This window comes from Modestobacter sp. SYSU DS0904 (assembly GCF_054051115.1).
Genome location: NZ_JBJHAQ010000015.1, coordinates 25078 through 41172 on the forward strand (window position 1 = coordinate 25078; position 16095 = coordinate 41172).

13 protein-coding genes are annotated in these 16095 nt (G+C 73.3%); 4 read left to right on the forward strand and 9 right to left on the reverse strand.

Annotated features, from left to right (window positions below; translation table 11 throughout):
- Positions 1 to 63: 63 nt before the first annotated feature.
- The 4 genes from ACI79U_RS11775 to ACI79U_RS11790 all read right to left on the reverse strand — a co-directional run bounded on the left by ACI79U_RS11775 (position 64) and on the right by ACI79U_RS11790 (position 5450).
- Positions 64 to 2793 carry an MGH1-like glycoside hydrolase domain-containing protein gene (locus ACI79U_RS11775; RefSeq protein WP_457068010.1) on the reverse strand — a complete coding sequence of 910 codons (2730 nt, stop codon included), beginning with the start codon at positions 2791 to 2793 and terminating at the stop codon, positions 64 to 66.
- Between the two features lie 125 nt (positions 2794 to 2918).
- Complete coding sequence (locus ACI79U_RS11780) at positions 2919 to 3350, reverse strand: type II toxin-antitoxin system VapC family toxin (RefSeq protein WP_457068009.1); 432 nt, start codon at positions 3348 to 3350, stop codon at positions 2919 to 2921.
- The gene (locus ACI79U_RS11785; RefSeq protein WP_457068007.1) at positions 3350 to 3619 is read right to left on the reverse strand and encodes a type II toxin-antitoxin system Phd/YefM family antitoxin; all 270 of its coding nucleotides are present in this window, start codon (positions 3617 to 3619) and stop codon (positions 3350 to 3352) included. Before ACI79U_RS11785 ends, ACI79U_RS11780 begins: the two co-directional genes overlap by 1 nt.
- A 331-nt stretch (positions 3620 to 3950) precedes the next feature.
- Positions 3951 to 5450: a PucR family transcriptional regulator ligand-binding domain-containing protein gene (locus ACI79U_RS11790; protein ID WP_457068005.1), complete on the reverse strand. Its 1500-nt coding sequence runs from the start codon at positions 5448 to 5450 to the stop codon at positions 3951 to 3953.
- Between the two features lie 149 nt (positions 5451 to 5599).
- Here ACI79U_RS11790 and ACI79U_RS11795 point away from each other — a divergent pair, with 149 nt between their 5' ends.
- From ACI79U_RS11795 to ACI79U_RS11810, 4 genes are read left to right on the forward strand one after another with little or no spacing between them, the layout of a single operon-like run.
- A complete protein-coding gene (locus tag ACI79U_RS11795; protein WP_457068003.1) occupies positions 5600 to 6472 on the forward strand; it encodes an FAD binding domain-containing protein in 873 nt (290 codons plus the stop codon).
- Positions 6469 to 6972, forward strand: coding sequence for a (2Fe-2S)-binding protein (locus ACI79U_RS11800; RefSeq protein ID WP_457068001.1), 504 nt, complete (start codon positions 6469 to 6471; stop codon positions 6970 to 6972). The genes ACI79U_RS11795 and ACI79U_RS11800 overlap by 4 nt, the downstream gene beginning before the upstream one ends.
- On the forward strand, positions 6969 to 9308 hold the full coding sequence (locus ACI79U_RS11805; RefSeq protein ID WP_457068000.1) for a xanthine dehydrogenase family protein molybdopterin-binding subunit: 2340 nt from the start codon (positions 6969 to 6971) through the stop codon (positions 9306 to 9308). The genes ACI79U_RS11800 and ACI79U_RS11805 overlap by 4 nt, the downstream gene beginning before the upstream one ends.
- Positions 9305 to 10705 carry an amidohydrolase family protein gene (locus ACI79U_RS11810; protein WP_457067998.1) on the forward strand — a complete coding sequence of 467 codons (1401 nt, stop codon included), beginning with the start codon at positions 9305 to 9307 and terminating at the stop codon, positions 10703 to 10705. The genes ACI79U_RS11805 and ACI79U_RS11810 overlap by 4 nt, the downstream gene beginning before the upstream one ends.
- 207 nt (positions 10706 to 10912) lie before the next feature.
- Here the strand turns inward: ACI79U_RS11810 and ACI79U_RS11815 are convergent, their stop codons facing one another.
- The 5 genes from ACI79U_RS11815 to ACI79U_RS11835 form a co-directional block, all read right to left on the reverse strand.
- Positions 10913 to 11338, reverse strand: a complete 426-nt coding sequence (locus tag ACI79U_RS11815; protein ID WP_457067996.1) for a hypothetical protein — start codon at positions 11336 to 11338, stop codon at positions 10913 to 10915.
- Positions 11335 to 11691, reverse strand: coding sequence for a hypothetical protein (locus ACI79U_RS11820; protein ID WP_457067994.1), 357 nt, complete (start codon positions 11689 to 11691; stop codon positions 11335 to 11337). The genes ACI79U_RS11815 and ACI79U_RS11820 overlap by 4 nt, the downstream gene beginning before the upstream one ends.
- Before the next feature lie 46 nt (positions 11692 to 11737).
- A complete protein-coding gene (locus ACI79U_RS11825; RefSeq protein ID WP_457067992.1) occupies positions 11738 to 13462 on the reverse strand; it encodes a putative bifunctional diguanylate cyclase/phosphodiesterase in 1725 nt (574 codons plus the stop codon).
- A 183-nt stretch (positions 13463 to 13645) separates the two neighbouring features.
- The gene (locus tag ACI79U_RS11830) at positions 13646 to 14380 is read right to left on the reverse strand and encodes a matrixin family metalloprotease (RefSeq protein WP_457067991.1); all 735 of its coding nucleotides are present in this window, start codon (positions 14378 to 14380) and stop codon (positions 13646 to 13648) included.
- 472 nt (positions 14381 to 14852) lie between these two features.
- A complete protein-coding gene (locus ACI79U_RS11835) occupies positions 14853 to 15980 on the reverse strand; it encodes a thermonuclease family protein (RefSeq protein WP_457067988.1) in 1128 nt (375 codons plus the stop codon).
- Between the last annotated feature and the right edge of the window lie 115 nt (positions 15981 to 16095).

Below are 16095 nucleotides of genomic sequence, written 5' to 3' on the forward strand. Positions count from 1 at the left end.
CCGGCCAGAACCCCTCCTCTCGCCAAAGTGGCCACTTTGGCGAAAGAGCGAAAGAAGGAGGGGTCAGGCCCAGCGGGGGTCGGCGGGGAGGCGGGGGTTGAGCAGGTGCGCGACCAGCGCCGTCCAGCCGGTCTGGTGGGTGGCGCCCAGGCCCTCGCCGGTGTCGCCGTCGAAGAACTCGCTGAAGGTCGGGTGCTCCCGCCACAGCGGTGAGTCGCTGGACTCGATGCGCTTGCCGTCGGCGGGGCGCTTGCCGTCGACCGGGCGGAACAGCCGGGTCAGCGAGTTGTCGATCAGGTCCGCGGCCTCGATCAGCGTGCACCGGGTGCCCGAGCCGGTCGGGATCTCGATGGTGAACGAGTCGCCGTAGTGCCGGCCCAGCGTGCGCAGCTTGTCGGCCAACAGCACGTTCACCGGGAACCACACCGGCCCGCGCCAGTTGGAGTTGCCGCCGAACAGCTTGGTGCGGCTCTCCCCCGGCTCGTACTCGATCGACACGTCCCGCCCGCCGACGTTGGCGAACACCTGCCCGGTCGACTTCGACAGCGACCGGATGCCGAACGGGGAGAGGAACTCCTCGGTGTCGAACATCCGCTCGAGGATCCGCGTCAGCCGCTCCTTGCCGACCAGCGAGAGCAGCATCTTGCGCCCGTCCGGCGTCGACCGGCTGCGCAGCGGGCGCATCAGCTCCGGCCGCCGCTTCTGCAGCCACCGCACCCGGTCGGCGACGTCCGGCAACTGGCTCACCCAGGCCGGGATCTCGGTCGTGCCCAGGATCGGCAGCAACCCCACCATCGAGCGCACCCGCAGCGGCTCCGTCGTCCCGTCGGGGGCGATGAGGACGTCGTGGAAGAAGCCGTCCTCCTCGTGCCACAGCGACACCTCGTGCGAGCCGAACGCGTTCATCGCCTGCGCGATCGCGAGGAAGTGCTCGAAGAACTTCGTCGCGACGCCGTCCCACGCCTGGTCGGTGCGCGACAGCTCGAGGGCGATCTTCAGCATCTGCTGGCAGTAGAACGCCATCCAGCTGGTGGCGTCGGACTGCTCCAGCTTGTAGCCCGGTGGCAGCGGCGCGGACCGGTCGAACAGCGCGATGTTGTCCATCCCGAGGAAGCCGCCCTCGAAGACGTTCGAGCCGTCGGCGTCCTTGCGGTTGACCCACCAGCTGAAGTTCAGCAGCAGCTTGGTGAACACCCGGACGAGGAACTGCTGGTCGCGGTAGCCGTCGATCCGGTAGACGTGCCAGGCGGCCCAGGCGTGCACCGGCGGGTTGACGTCGCCGAACGCCCACTCGTAGGCCGGCAGCTGGCCGTTGGGGTGCATCGCCCACTCGCGGCACATGAGCAGCAGCTGCTCCTTGGCGAAGTCCGGGTCGACGTGCGCCAGCGGCAGGCAGTGGAAGGCGGTGTCCCACGCGGCGAACCACGGGTACTCCCACTCGTCCGGCATGGAGATGACGTCGGCCAGCGCGAGGTGCCGCCAGCCGACGTTGCGCCCCCCGCGCTTCTTGCGCGCGTCCGGGGCCGGCGCCTCCGGGTCGCCGTCGAGCCACTGGGCGACGTCGTAGCGGTAGAGCTGCTTGGTCCACAGCAGGCCGGCGTAGGCGCGGCGGGCGACGTGCCGGTCGTCGGCGGACAGGCTCGGGTGGATGACGTCGGCGTAGAACTCGTCGGCCTCGTGCTTGCGGGCATCGAGGACGGCGTCGAACCCGGGGCCGAAGGTGTCGTCGTCCGGGTCGGGCTGGCGCAGGCGCAGCTTGACGCTGACCGTCTCGCCGGGCTGGACGGCGTCCCACTGGTACCAGAAGGCGGCCTTGGTGCCGGTGTCGGCAGGATTGACCGCGTCGCGGTCGCCGTGGACGACGCAGCGGTTGATGCCGTCCTTGGTGTACTTCGTGGCGTTGCGGGCGGCGCCGAAGAGCTCGACGGCATTGGTCTCGTTGTCGCAGAACAGCACGTTCGGCGCGCCCTCGGCGGCGAGGACGTAGCGGCCGAGGAAGCCGTGCTCGGCCTCGACCGCCTCCAGGCCGTTGACGGCGAGGCTGGGGGCGAGCAGCTGGGTGAGCACGCCCTGGCGCTTGTCGCCGCCCCACGACCAGGTGTTGCGGAACCAGACCTGCGGCAGCAGGTGCAGCGGGGCGGCCTGCGGGCCGTGGTTGGTGGCGGTGACGACGATGCAGACGTCGTCCGGGGCGTTCTTGGCGTAGGTGACCTGGACGTCGAAGAACCGGTCCTCGTCCAGGACGCCGGTGTCGGCGAGCTCGTACTCCCGCTCGTCGCGGGTGCGCCGGGCGTTCTCCGCGCGCAGCTCGGCGTAGGGGAACTCGGCCTGCGGGTAGCGGTAGAGCCACTGCATCCAGGAGTGGGTGGGCGTGCCGTCGACGGCCCACCAGTACTCCTTGGCGTCCTCGCCGTGGTTGCCCTCAGCGTTGGTCAGCCCGAAGAGGCGTTCCTTGAGGACCGGGTCCTTGCCGTTCCACATGGCGACGGAGAAGTTGAGGAACCCGTAGCGGTCGCAAAGGCCACCGAGGCCGTCCTCGCCCCAGCGGTAGGCGCGGGCCACGGTGTGGTCGAACGGGAAGGAGGACCAGGCGTCGCTGTCGGCGGAGTAGTCCTCGCGGACGGTCCCCCACTGCCGACCGGCCAGGTACGGGCCCCACATCCGCCACGGGGCGGACATGTCGGCGGACTCGGCCAGGCGCGCGTGCTCGGCGCTGCGGGGTCGGTCGGTGTCTCGGGGAGCGGGCGCCGGTTCCGGATCGCGGAGCGGGGCGCCGGGGGTCGCGTCAGACACGTACCCCACGGTCCCATGAGTTCGTTGCCGGGTCGTGTCAGGCGGGACCGTCCGAGACCAGGGTCACCGCCGACCGTCCCGTCCGTCGCACCCGCCCCGGTCGCACGTCGTCGACCCCCTGGCCGTCAGGTCCGCGGCACCGGGACCACCGCGTCGATGTCGTGCGCCTGCGCCCCGGCTGCCTGCTGGTCGTCCAGCGTGTGCAGCACGGCACCGTGCCGGGCAGCCACGGCGAGGTGGAGGGCGTCCGCGGCGCGCAGCGGGGGCGTGGGCCGGGCCGACAGCCGGGCGGCGGTGCGGAAGTCGCCGCGGTGCACTCCGACGACCTCGACGTTCTCGGCCAGGAACCGCGACAGCGCCCGATCGACGACCACCCGATCACCCTCGGTCAGCGCACCGGTGCGCTGCTTGATCGACAGGCCGGACGCCACCTCGGTCAGCGCCCAGTCCGACGTCACGAAGACGTCGTCCGCGGCTGCTGCCCAACCGCGCAGCGCGACGCTGCGCGGCTCTGCCGTGACGAGCGCGATGAGCACGCTGGTGTCGAGGTAGAGCATCAGTAGCGCTCGTCGCGCATCCCGCGGACCAGTTCCCCGGAGTCTGCTGGACTGTAGGTGATCTTGGCAGCCTCCTCGGCCAGCCAGCTGAGGTCGCGCGCACCCGTCCGGGGAGACCTGGGACGCCCCCGGAGCTCGGCCACCGGCTCACCGCGCCGCGTGATCACCACCGTCTCCCCCGCCTCGGCGGCGTCGAGCAGCTCGCTGAAGCGAGCGCGCGCTTCCGCGACGCTGACAGAGCGCAGGTCCTGGTCACCCGACTCGCTCACGACGCCTCCCGATGTACATCGGACATGTACAAACGGTAGGTCGGAGGCGTCCGCTTGGCAAGCTCGTGCACGGGCCGGAGCCTTCCCCCCGCGGACTGGGCGTCACCCGCTGATGCCGCCACGCTGTACAGATGGCGGGGGTCTCGGACCGAGCGCGGTGATGAGGCCGTACTGCTCGGCGAGGGGGATGAACTCGTCCGGCGGGACGGCGCCGCGCCCGGGGTGGCCCACCGGACCAGCGCCGCCACGCCGCTCACCCGGGTCACGCCGAGTTCGACCACCGGCTGGAACACCACGCTGAGCTCCGCTACGGGCTGGGTCACGGGGCGCGTCAGCGGGGCAGCGCGTGCAGGGCGAGGGCGACCACCAGTGACACGTGCCGGGACGGCGCATGCACGTCCCCGATGAGCTCCTCGATGCGGGCGATCCGGCCGTGCACCGTCTGCCGGCGCAGTCGTAGCGCTGCCGACGTCTGCACCTTCGACGACGAGTTGCCCAGGTACACCCGCAGCGTGTGCACCAGGTCCGTGCCGTGCGCGGCGTCGTACTCGACCAGCCGGCCGATCTCACCGCGGACCAACTGCTCGGCCAGCGGTTCCGCGGTCAGCCCGCTGAGCAGCAGCTGCGCCGTCATCTGCCCGGCCAGCACCACCCGATCCCCGGCAGGGGCGAGGTCCAGCGCCCGCCGCGCCGCGGACAGTGAGCGGTCGGCGTCCTCCAGCCTGCCGACCACCGGCCCGGCCGAGACCCGGGCATCGTCCCGGCGACCGCTCGCGGGCACCCGGTCAACGGCGGCCAGCGCCGCACGAGCGGCCGTCAGCGCACCCGAGGTCCGGACGACGGCGACCACGTCGTCCCCCACGTCGGCCACGAGAGCCGTCCCGGCAGGCAGCGCCCCGCTGACCGCGCGGACGACCGCGTCCAGGTCGCTCGCGCCGAGCCCGGTCACCACCAGGGCGACGTAGCGACCCTCGGGGGTGAAGGGGAGGCCCAACACCCGGGCCCGGGCAACCAGCTCCCCGGGGGACCGCCAGCTCCGCTCGGCGAGGTCGGTGAGCAGTTGGGCGCGCCGCTGCCCGAGGTCGTCGCCGGCGGCCGAGCGCAGCAGGGCCAGCCCGAGCGCCTCGGCGCCGAAGCTGCAGACGGCGATCACCGCGGGATCCTGAGCGCGGGCCGGCGGCAGCACGGCCACCTGCCCCCAGTGCCGCTCCAGCAGGACGATGTCCCGGCGGACCACCGGCCGCCCCCGGCGCCGGGCCCCGGGGGACTCCAGACCCGCGGACACGACCAGCGCCCCGTCGGCGGTCGTCACGGTCACCGGCGCGCGGACCAGGGAGGAGAGCAGGGTGGTCAGCTCCGCCGGGCCGGCGCCGTCGAGCAGGGCGTCGGTGAGCACCTCGCGCACCTCGCGGTCCCGCCGCTGCGCACCCAGCGAGCTCTCGAGGATGGCCGACTGCACCTGCTCGGTGATCTCGACGAAGGGCACGACCTCCCGCAGCACCAGCAGCGGCAGGCCGTGCTCCCGGCACGCCGCGACCAGCGCGGGGGGCGCGGCGGGGAACGTCCAGCCCAGCTCGAGCGCCAGCGCCGCGGCCCCCCGCTCGGCCAGCGCCGCGACGTAGGCGGTCTCCCCCACCGCGCCCCGTCCGCCCAGGCCGAGCCCGGTGGTCAGCAGCAGCTCCCCGCCCTTGAGCAGGAAGGCGGCCTCGGCGAGCTCGCTGGTGTGCACCCAGCGCACGTCCCGCTCCAGCAGGTCGGCACCGACGATGACCTCGGGCCGGGCGCGGGCCAGGGCGTCGAGCCGCAGCACCTCCGCCAACGTCATCGACATGACCGGAGCAGACCAGGGACCGGACACAACGTCCAGTCGTACGCGGCAGATCGCACCACGACGTCCATGGCCTGAGTCCTGGTCGCCCCGGACGATGACGTCATCCGGTCCCCGCACCAGCGCAGGACCCACCCAGCGAGAGGAGCGCGGTGAAACCCGCAGCTTTCGACTACCGGCGCCCGGCGACGGTCGCCGACGCGCTCGCCGACCTGGCCCGGGCGGAGGGCGCCCGCGTGCTCGCCGGCGGGCAGAGCCTGGTGCCGCTGCTGAACCTGCGCCTGGCCACCCCGCCGGTGGTCGTGGACATCAACCGCATCGAGGGGCTCGACCACCTCACCGTCGGCGACGGCCGGGTGCACCTGGGGGCCACGGTCCGGATGGCGACCGCGCTCAGCTCGGACCTGGTGCGCGAGCACGCGCCGCTGGTGACCGCGGCGCTCGCCCGGGTCGCCCATCCGCAGGTCCGCGCCCGCGGCACCGTGGTGGGCAACCTCTGCCACCACGACCCGGCGTCGGAGATGCCCGCGGTGGCCCTGGCCCTGGATGCCGAGTTCACCGTCGTCTCCCCCGACGGCAGCGCGGCCACCGTGCCGGCCGCCGACTTCTTCCTCGACTCGTTCGCCGCCGCCGTCCCACCCGGCGGGCTGGTCACCGAGGTGTCGTTCCGCGCCGCACCACCGGGGACCGGCGCCGGCTTCTACGAGGTCACCCGCAAGGCGAAGGACTTCGCCCTGATCGCCGCGGCCGCCCAGCTGACCGTCGAGGGCGGCTCCGTCACCGATGCCCGGGTGGCGGTCACCGGGCTCGACCACCGTCCGGTGCGCATGACCGCCACCGAGGCCGCCCTCACCGGCGTCGCCCCCACCGCAGAAGCCGTGCAGGATGCCGCCCGGCTGGCCGACGGCGAGGCGCTCGCCGAGGTCAACACCCGCTCCCCGGCGGGCTACCGCACCCGCGTCCTGCCGGTGGTCGTCGCCCGTGCGGTGCAGGCCGCCCTCGCCGACCTGGAGGTCACCCCATGACACAGGCCCCCGCTCGCACTTCGCTGATCCCGATCAACCTCACCGTCAACGGCCTGCCCGTGGAGGGCGCCGTCCCCGGCCGGACGCTGCTGGCCGACTTCCTGCGCGACACCCTCGGCCTCACCGGCACGCACGTCGGCTGCGGCCACGGCACCTGCGGGTCGTGCACGATCCTGGTCGACGGCGAGGCGGTGCGCTCCTGCCTGCTGTTCGCCGTCCAGGCCGACGGCTGCGCGATCACCACCGTCGAGGGCATCTCCCCCGACGGCCGGTTGACCCCGGTGCAGCAGGCTTTCCAGGACAACCACGGCATGCAGTGCGGCTTCTGCACCCCCGGCTTCGTCTGCTCGCTGACCGGGCTGCTGGCCAAGGAGCCCGCGCCGAGCGAGGAGACGATCGTCGACACGCTCAACGGCCACCTGTGCCGGTGCACCGGCTACCAGAACATCCTCAAGGCGGCCCGTCAGGCCGCCGGCCGACCCGTGGAGGGCGACCAGTGACCGAGCAGCTCGCCCGTCCCAAGTACGTCGGCGGCGCGGTCAAGCGCCGGGAGGACCCCCGGCTGCTGCTGGGCCGCGGTCGCTTCGTCGCCGACATCAACCTGTCGGGCACCGTGTACATGGCGGTGCTGCGCTCACCGCACCCGCACGCCCGGATCGTGTCCATCGACACCTCCCGCGCGGAGGCGGAGCCGGCCGTCCTCGCCGTCCTGACCTGGGAGGACATCAAGGACGACGCCGGGCCGCTGCCGTGCATCGACCGGTACACCGACTCGCTGCCGGTGCTCCAGACGGCGCTCGCCGACGGCGTCGTCCGGTACGTGGGCGAACCGGTGGTCGCGCTGGTCGCCACCACCGAGTACGGCGCGGAGGACGCGCTGTCGCTGGTCGACGTCACCTACGAGCCGCTGCCGGCCGTCGTCGACCTGGACGAGGCGACCGCCGGGACGACGCTGCTCTACCCCGAGCACGGCACGAACGTGATGACGACGATCGCCCAGGACGCCGGGGACGTCGAGGCCGCGTTCGCCGCCGCCGACCGGGTGTACGAGGAGACGTTCACCATCCACCGGTATGTGCCGATGCCGATGGAGACCCGCGGGGTGGTGGCCGAGGTCGACCCGATCAGCGAGCGGCTGACGCTGACCACCTCCACCCAGTTCCCGCACCTGGTGCGCGGCTTCCTGTCCGGGGTGCTGGGCGTGCCGGAGAGCCGGATCCGGGTGGTCGCCCCCGACGTCGGCGGTGGCTTCGGCGCGAAGTGCGAGTTCTACTGCGAGGAGGTGCTCGCCCCGCTGTTCGCGCTGCGGCTGCGCCGTCCGGTCAAGTGGATCGAGGACCGCCGCACCTCGATGGTGGCCTCGTCGCACGCCCGCGAGCAGAAGCACACCGTGCGGGTCGCGGTGACCGACGACGGCACCGTCACCGCCGTCGACGCGCAGTCCTGGACGTCGAACGGCGCGGCCTACTGCACGCTGGCCACCACCCCGGCGTCCATCTCCAGCGCGATGCTCCGCGGGCCGTACCGGATCCCGCACTACCGGGCCCGGGCGCACTGCGTGGTCACCAACAAGACGCCGCTGGCGGTGTACCGCGGCGCGGGCCACCCGCAGGCGGTGCTGGTGATGGAACGGATGATGGACACCATCGCCGCGGACCTCGGCCGGGACCGGGTGGAGTTGCGGCTGCAGAACATGATCACCCCGGAGGAGCTGCCGCTGGACCGTGGCACGGCGATCGTGCTGGCCGGTCAGGTCGTCTACGACACCGGTGACTACGGCGCCTGCCTCACCCGGGCCGTGGAGATGATCGGGCTCACCCCGGACTGGCCGGCGGAGCAGGCGGCCGCCCGGGCAGAGGGGAAGTACCTGGGCATCGGCATCGCCTCGCTGGTGGAGGAGACGTCGATCGGGCCGTACGAGTCGGCCGTCGTCCGGGTCGACGGCGCCGGCAAGGTGACCGTGCTGACCGGCTCCTCGCCGCACGGGCAGGGGCACGTGACGACGTTCAGCCAGCTGGTCGCCGACGAGCTCGAGGTCGACATCGAGGACATCACGATCATCTACGGCGACACCGACGTCGTCGCCGACGGCGTGGGCACCTTCGCGTCCCGCTCGGCGGCGATCGGCGGCGCGGCGGCGCGGAAGGCAGCCGGCGTCGTCAAGGACAAGGCGATGGACATCGCGGCGCACGTGCTGGAGATCGACGTCGCCGACCTCGAGTGGCGCAACGGTGCGGCACACGTGCGCGGCGTACCGGCGCGGTCGCTCTCGCTGGGCGAGCTGGCCGGGGCGGCGACGGCGTGGAACGCGCCGCTGCCCGGCGGGATGGCGTTCAACCTGGAGGCGACCTACCAGCACCAGGCGGGCGGGATCGCGTTCTCCGACGCCACGCACGCGGCGAAGGTCGCCGTCGACGTGGAGACCGGCGAGGTGCAGGTGCTGGACTACGTGGTGGTGCACGACTGCGGCACGGTGATCAACCCGACGATCGTCGACGGGCAGGTGCACGGTGGGGTGGCCCAGGGGCTCGGCGGCACCTTCATGGAGGAGCTGGCCTACTCCGCCGACGGCCAGCCGCTGCCGGTGACGCTGCAGGACTACATCATGCCGACGGTCGGGGACATGCCCTGGATCCGCACCGACCACATGGAGAGCCCGACCCCGCTGAACCCCTACGGGATGAAGGGCGCCGGCGAGGGTGGCGCGACCGGGGCCCCGGGTGCGCTGGTCGGTGCGCTGCAGGACGCGCTGGCGGTCTTCGGGGTGAACCTCACCTCGGACGGGCCGTGGACGCCGGACAAGGTGCTCGCGCTGATCCCGGAGGACCGGGCATGAGCACCACCGTGCTGGCCGGGGCGACGGTGGTGACCATGGACCCCGCGCGCCGGGTGCTCACCGACGGGGCGGTGGCGTTCACCGACGCCGGGGTGATCGTGGCCGTCGGGGACACGGCGTCGGTCCGGGCCGACCACCCCGGGGCGACGGTCGTCGACTGCACCGGGCAGCTCGTCGTCCCGGGGTTCGTGAACACCCACACCCACCTGTTCCAGACCCTGCTCAAGGGCCTCGGTGACGACCGGGTGCTCTCGGACTGGTTCACCTCGATGACCGGGCCGTCGGCGGTGCAGCTGACGCCGGAGGACTGCTACGCCGGTGCGCTGCACGGGTGCGCGGAGGCGCTCACCACCGGGACGACGACGCTGCTGGACTTCATGTACGTGCACCCGCGCCGCAGGTTGGGCGACGCGGTGGCGGAGGCGATGGCCGACGTCGGGATCCGCGGGGTGATGGCTCGCGGGTACATGACCGTGGGGGCCGACGTCGGGGTGCCACCGGAGCTGGTGCAGCCGCTGGACGACGCACTCCTGGACGCCGAGCGGCTGATCGGGGTGTGGAACCGGCCCGACTCGCGGGTGACCGTGGGGCTGGCGCCGTGCATGAGCTGGTCGGTCGACCGGGAGACGCTGGTGCAGACCCGGGCGCTGGCCGACGCGACCGGGGCGCTGGTGACGATGCACCTGTCGGAGTCGCCGTTCGACGTCGAGGAGTCGCTGCGCCGGTTCGGGTCCCGCGACGTGCCGTTCGCGGCCGAGACCGGTCTGCTGGGACCGGACCTGCTGGCCGCGCACTGCGTGCAGGTCGACGACGCCGATCTGGACCTGCTGGCCGCGACCGACACGAAGGTCTCGCACAACCCCTGCTCCAACCTGTACCTGGGGTCGGGGTTCGCGCCGGTGCCCGCGATGCAGCGGCGTGGCATCACGGTGGGGTTGGCGTCGGACGGGCCGGCGTCGTCGTCGAACCACTCGATGCTGCAGGCGATGAAGTTCGCGGCGCTGCTGCACAAGGGGGTGCACCGCGACCCGGAGATCATGACCGCGGAGAAGGCGCTGGAGATGGCGACCATCGACGGGGCCCGGGCGCTGGGGATGGCGGACTCGATCGGGTCGCTGGAGGCCGGCAAGCGGGCGGACGTCGTGGTGCTGGACATGAGCAACCTGTGCGTGACGCCGGTGCACGCAGCGGTGTCGTCGCTGGTGTACAGCCAGCGCGGGGACGAGGTCAGCCGGGTCTACGTCGACGGCCGGCTGGTGGTGTCCGACGGTTCGCTGGTGACCGTTCCGGAGGCGGACGTGCGCTCACGCTCCAGCGCAGCCGCTGCCGGGCTGGCGGCACGGGCCGGCACCGACCGGTTCGCCCGACGACCGTGGCGGTCGATGGTCGGCGCGTGATGGGCCGCCCAGGAACCCCTGCACCGGTCGCAGCCGCTCCCCGTGGCGGCGCGGCCGGTGCGGGCCTCGATCACCCGGGACGGCGGCTGCTGTCCCAGTCCGCCGTAGGTCCTGAGCATGTCGTACGTGCTCCGGAGAAGTCCCGTGGCAGGTCGACGTGGGCGTAGCAGAGCGGGCGGATCGAGATGTCCCGGCCCACGGCGTCGGTTACCTGCCCAGGAAGCCGAGCACGGTGCGGGCGAGCACGCCTTCGGGGTCGGCGAGGTCGTCGAGGATGTGGAAGTGGTTGCGCTCCAACGTCCGGAACGCGACGTCCAGTCCGGCCACGACGCAGGCCGCGGCCCAGTCCCGGGACTGGCGCTCGAACTCGTCGGTCTCCTTCGTCCCGACGACGGCGAGGGTGGGCGGTACGACGACCGGCAGTGTGAGCTGCGGCGACAGCGCGACCGCGTCGCCCGGGCTGAGGTTCAGCCACGGCTGAACGAAGGAGTGGACGAGGGGCCGCAGGTCCATCACTGCGCTCACCGGCAGTGCACCGGCGAACGGCTGCGCCGGTAGTCCGTACTCCCCTGCCCAGTCGGTCGCCAGCAGTGCGCCGACCGCGTGCCCGCCGGCCGAGTGCCCGGCGATCACGATCCTGGACCGGTCGACGCCGAGGCTCTCCGCAGTGCGGTAGAGGTGCGCGCCAGCGCGGTCAGCGGGTCCGGTGCCAGCGCCGCGGCCACCGCGACCAGGCCGGTGGCCGCCGCGACCGGGACGTGGAAGGCCGCACGCGGCCAGCGGGGACCCCAGCGGCCGATCACGACGGCGCCGAGCAGTGCCCCCGACGCGATCGCGGCGACGGCCCAGCTATGGGCGGAGTGCGGCGTCGCACCCAGGAGCGCGAGCAGGCCGGCGATGCCGCCGAAGGCGTAGAAGACGGCGAGGATGCGCGTCGTCATCCGCGGCGTGGCCACCTCGGGCGCGCCCGACCGGACCTGCCGCACGAGCTCTCCTCCTCCGCTCTGGACTGCTCCGGAGCGGGGAGCTGTCTCACCCACGGTAGGCGGCGTTCAGGAGGAGAGCCTCACGGCGGGCGCGCAGGCCGGCGAGCAGTTCGGGCAGCGGCACGGGCCGGCCGTAGTGCCACCCCTGGGCGAACGTGCACCCCATCTCGCGGACCGCGGCCTCCTGTTCAGCGGTCTCCACGCCCTCGGCGACCACGTCGAGACCGAGCCCGCGGCACATCGCCACCAGGCTCTGCAGCATCTGGGCGCGGCGCGGCGCGCAGTGCACGGTCGCGATGAACCCGCGGTCGAGCTTGAGGACGTCGGCCGGCAGGGTGTCCAGGCGGCTGAGCGAGGAGTACCCGGTGCCGAAGTCGTCGATGGACACCTTGATGCCGGCGGTGCGCAGGGCCTGCAGGGTGGCGACGGCGGCCGACGACCCGCCCTCCAGCAGGCTCTCGGTGACCTCGAGGACGAGGTGGTGGGCCGGGAACCCGGTCTCGGCGAGGACGTCCTGCACCCGCTGCGTGTACCCGGGGTCGTTGAGCTCGCGGCCGGAGACGTTGACGCCCAGCGTGACCGGCAGCCCGACCGGCGTGCGCACGCCCGCCAGGTCGGCACAGGCGGTGCGCAACACGTGCGCCCCCAGCGCGAGGACCAGCCCGTTCTGCTCGGCCACCGCGACGAACTCCTCCGGCGGGACCGGACCGTGCTCGGGGTGCGTCCAGCGGGCCAGCGCCTCGACCCCGACGACGGCGCCGTCCGCGAGCTCGACGATCGGCTGGTAGTGCACCGCCACCTGGCCGTCGGCGAGCGCGACAGCGAGGTCGCGGGCGAGCGCGGACCCGGTGCCACCCTCGAGCTCGCACCGGCCACGGCCGGCGGCCTTGGCGTCGTACAGCGCGCGGTCGGCGCGGCGCATCAGCTCCGCGGCGCCCTCGTCGGGACGGCGCTCGGCCAGGCCGCAGGAGATGCCGATCTCCGGGTGCCGGGCGGCGATGCGGCGCGCCAAGGCGAGCGCGTCGGCGCCGGTGGTGCCGGGCAGCAGGAGGGCGAACTCGTCGCCGCCGTGCCGGGCGAGGACGGCGGACGGTGGCAGCTCGCGGCGCCACACGTCGGCGATCCGGCAGAGCACCCGGTCACCGGCCTCGTGGCCGGCGGTGTCGTTGATCTGCTTGAAACGGTCGAGGTCGAGCAACGCGGCGGACAGCGGCTCACCGGTGCGGGACGCTGCCGCGCGAAGCTCGCGCAGCGCGTCGTCGAAGCCGCGCCGGTTGGCCAGCCCGGTGAGCGGGTCACGGCTGGCACTGGACGCGCGGATGACCAGGCCGCGGACGACGGTGCCCAGCGCCACGATGACCGAGTCGAGAGCCAGCGCGAGGGACGCCGGGACGTCGCCCTGGGCGAGCAGCGCCGCCGTCACCGCGCTCAACCCGAAGGCCATGTGCAGCCCGGCCAGCGGCAGGGTGAAGAAGAAGAACGCGTCGACGGCGAGGAAGGCCATGACCGAGGCGGCGGCCATCGCGGTGGCCGCGTCGGGGCTGGCCGTGACCGCGAAGGCGACCAGGGCGCCGGCCGACGCGACCGGCCAGTGGAACACGTGCCGGGGCCAGCGCGAACCCCAGCGGAACGACACCGCACCGCACGCCAGCGCGACGAGCGAGACGCCGAGGATGGCCCAGCGCCCCTGCTCGCCGGCGCCCGGCCCGAAGACGGCGAACAGGCCCGCGATCCCGGCGGCGACGTAGAAGGTCGCCAGGACGCGCGCCATCAGACGCGGCGTTGCCGCCGCGGGCGCCGTCGACCAGTTCACGTGATGGTGGTCGGCCCGGTCGTGCACGAGATTGACAGCGCTGGCGGGACTGGCGGGTTTCGCTACCTCGCGGGGGTGAGACCCAGCCGGTCGTGTGGCTCGAGGGGGCCGCCGTCTCGTTCCCGGGGCGGGCTTCGACCGTCAGAGAGCGGGGGCGCAGGCTCCCGCGCCAAGCCGGCTCAGGCCGGTGAGGTCCCCGGCGGCGAAGTCGAGGACAACCGACGTCGCCGGGTACATGAGCTGGGTCGGGTCGTCCACGTGGTCCAGGCCCACCAGGTGCGCGAACTCGTGCAGCACGATCGCGCGGGCGACCGCCTGACCGCCCGGCCGGCTGAGGATCTCGGTGAACTGGGCGGCGTCGAGCTCGACCAGGCCGGTGACGTAGACGCCCGGCCCATTGCCGGACGAGACGGCGAGACTGCCGGCCAGGCCAGCGACGTCGGCGGCGAAGTCGGGCTGTTCGGCGACCGTGTCCCAGGTGACGAGCACGGGTGCCCAACGGTCGCCGTAGCGGTCGGGTTGGAAGGGACTGCGCTGATCACTCGGAGCCTCGTCGGTGGCGCCGTCGTGGACGAACTGCAGACCGGTGACCGCGGAGATCTGGGCGACGGCGTCGGCGATGAGCAGATCACCGCCGTACGGGGCGTTGTCCGGACGGACGACGTAGTGCACCGGCCGGCACGGGTCGTAGGCGACCGGCGTGACCCCGTCGTCCTGCACCTGGGCGAATTGGTGCGTCCCGCCGCCCGCCGGCGGGGTGAGAGGCGTGCCCAGCGGGTTGTCGGCCGCCTCGATGCCGGCCGTCGGCGCGGTGCGATCGGTGGCCGTCGCATCGAGGCCGGGCAACAGCCCGGCGGCGACTGCGGCGGACGCCACGACAACGACCACCAGCAGCGCTCCCCCGATGCCGGTCCACGCGCGCCGCTTGCGCGCGCGGCGGGTGGGTGGCTGTCCGGGCGTCCAGGCACGCCACGGCTCGGCCGGGCTGTCCCGACCGACGGACTCGTCGAGAACCCACTGCGGGACCCGACCTGTCGGTGAGGTGCGCAGTCCGGTGGGTAGGTGCGCCCGGTCGTCGTGCTGGCGCACTGCTCCCCCATCGTCGGCCGATCGTGTTCCGCTGCTGTTCGTAGCCGACCACCGGCCCCGCGTGGCGCCCTCGGGGAGCCCTCGTCGCCCGCACGGGTGAGCACGGACGTGGTGCCACCGGCGGCATCATGTGTGCATGGCCGTGCCCCTTCGCCTCGACCGCCTCGGCCAGTGACCTACCTCGACCTCGACGACCTGCCGCACGTGGCTGCCGGCCGAACCCGAACTTGATCGGCCGCGACCTGCGCCGAGCCAGGGATCAGGAGCCCGGGCAGGGCATCGGCGTCCAGCTCTTGCCGCCGGGCGCGTAGCTCCGGCAGCCGGTGTAGCCACTTGGGCCGGAGCTGCCGGACGTCTGCGAGGGAGCTGCCGTCCTCGGGGTACTCGATGAGGTCCGGGACGACGAGCCGGACGACTGTGAGCGGGCTCGGGCCGCCGCCGCAGCGTCCTCGGCTGCCTTCCGCGCGGCCTCCTGCTCAGCGACCTGCCGTGCAGCCTCCTCGGCGGCCTGGCGCGCCGCCTCCTCCGCCGCCAGGCGCGCCGCCTCCTCCGCAGCTCGCCGGGCCTCTTCCTCCTGTCGCTGCTGCTCGGCCGCACGAGCCGAGGCGTTGGCGTCGACGGCGGCGTCCAGGTCGGATCGGACGTCCTTCACCCGACGCTGCAGCCCGCTCAGCTCGGTGCCGGCCAGCGGCAGCAACGGAAAGGCGCCCGGGTCCCCGTCCAGGAGCGCGCCGAGCGCCCGGGCCGCGGTCAGCGCAGCGACCAGCTCACCGGAGTGGGCGTCGAACGCGGTCAACTCGGCCGGGGCGACAGGCTGCTCGGCGACCGTGTCGGCCGCTGTCTGCTCGAGTGCGGCCACCTGCGCGGGCACGGTGCACGTCACGTCGGAGGCGTAGAGCCCGCGGCCGGCCCCACGCGCCTCGTCCTGCGCCTGCCGCACGGGCGGGTAGAACCTCGAGTTCGAGCCGACCACCAGCGCCACGCCGAGGCCCTGCCGGGCGATGTCGGCGTTCACCAGGTCGTCGCCGAGGAAGACGGCGGCCAGTTCGCGGCCGTACCGATCGTGCGTCTCCTCGTCGTGCTCGAGCCGCACCTCGGTCCCGACGGGGAGGCGGCCCTTCAGGTAGTCGGTCGCCTCCGGGGCGAGGCACTCGACCGGCTTCGTCGGATCCACGGACTCCGGGGTGTCCACGTTGAGCAATCGCACCCGGCGCGTCTCGCCGTCGTACTGGACGTCGATGGTGTCGCCGTCCACCACCTTGGTCACCGTCGCGGTGACCGGTCCGCTTATTGCCTCGTGCACGGCACCCGCCCCGACCACCAGGGCGGCGGCGGCCACCATCGCGGCGATCTTGTGGGCTGCCACGATCGCGAGCAGGCTCTGCATTCTTCCTCCGACGGCCGGACACCAGGTGTCACCGGAGGACGCTAGGGAGTCGAGCGGTGCCCGAAGGCCGGCCAGCACCGGGCCACCCCCGGACGAGGTACCGGCCGCGAGCGGT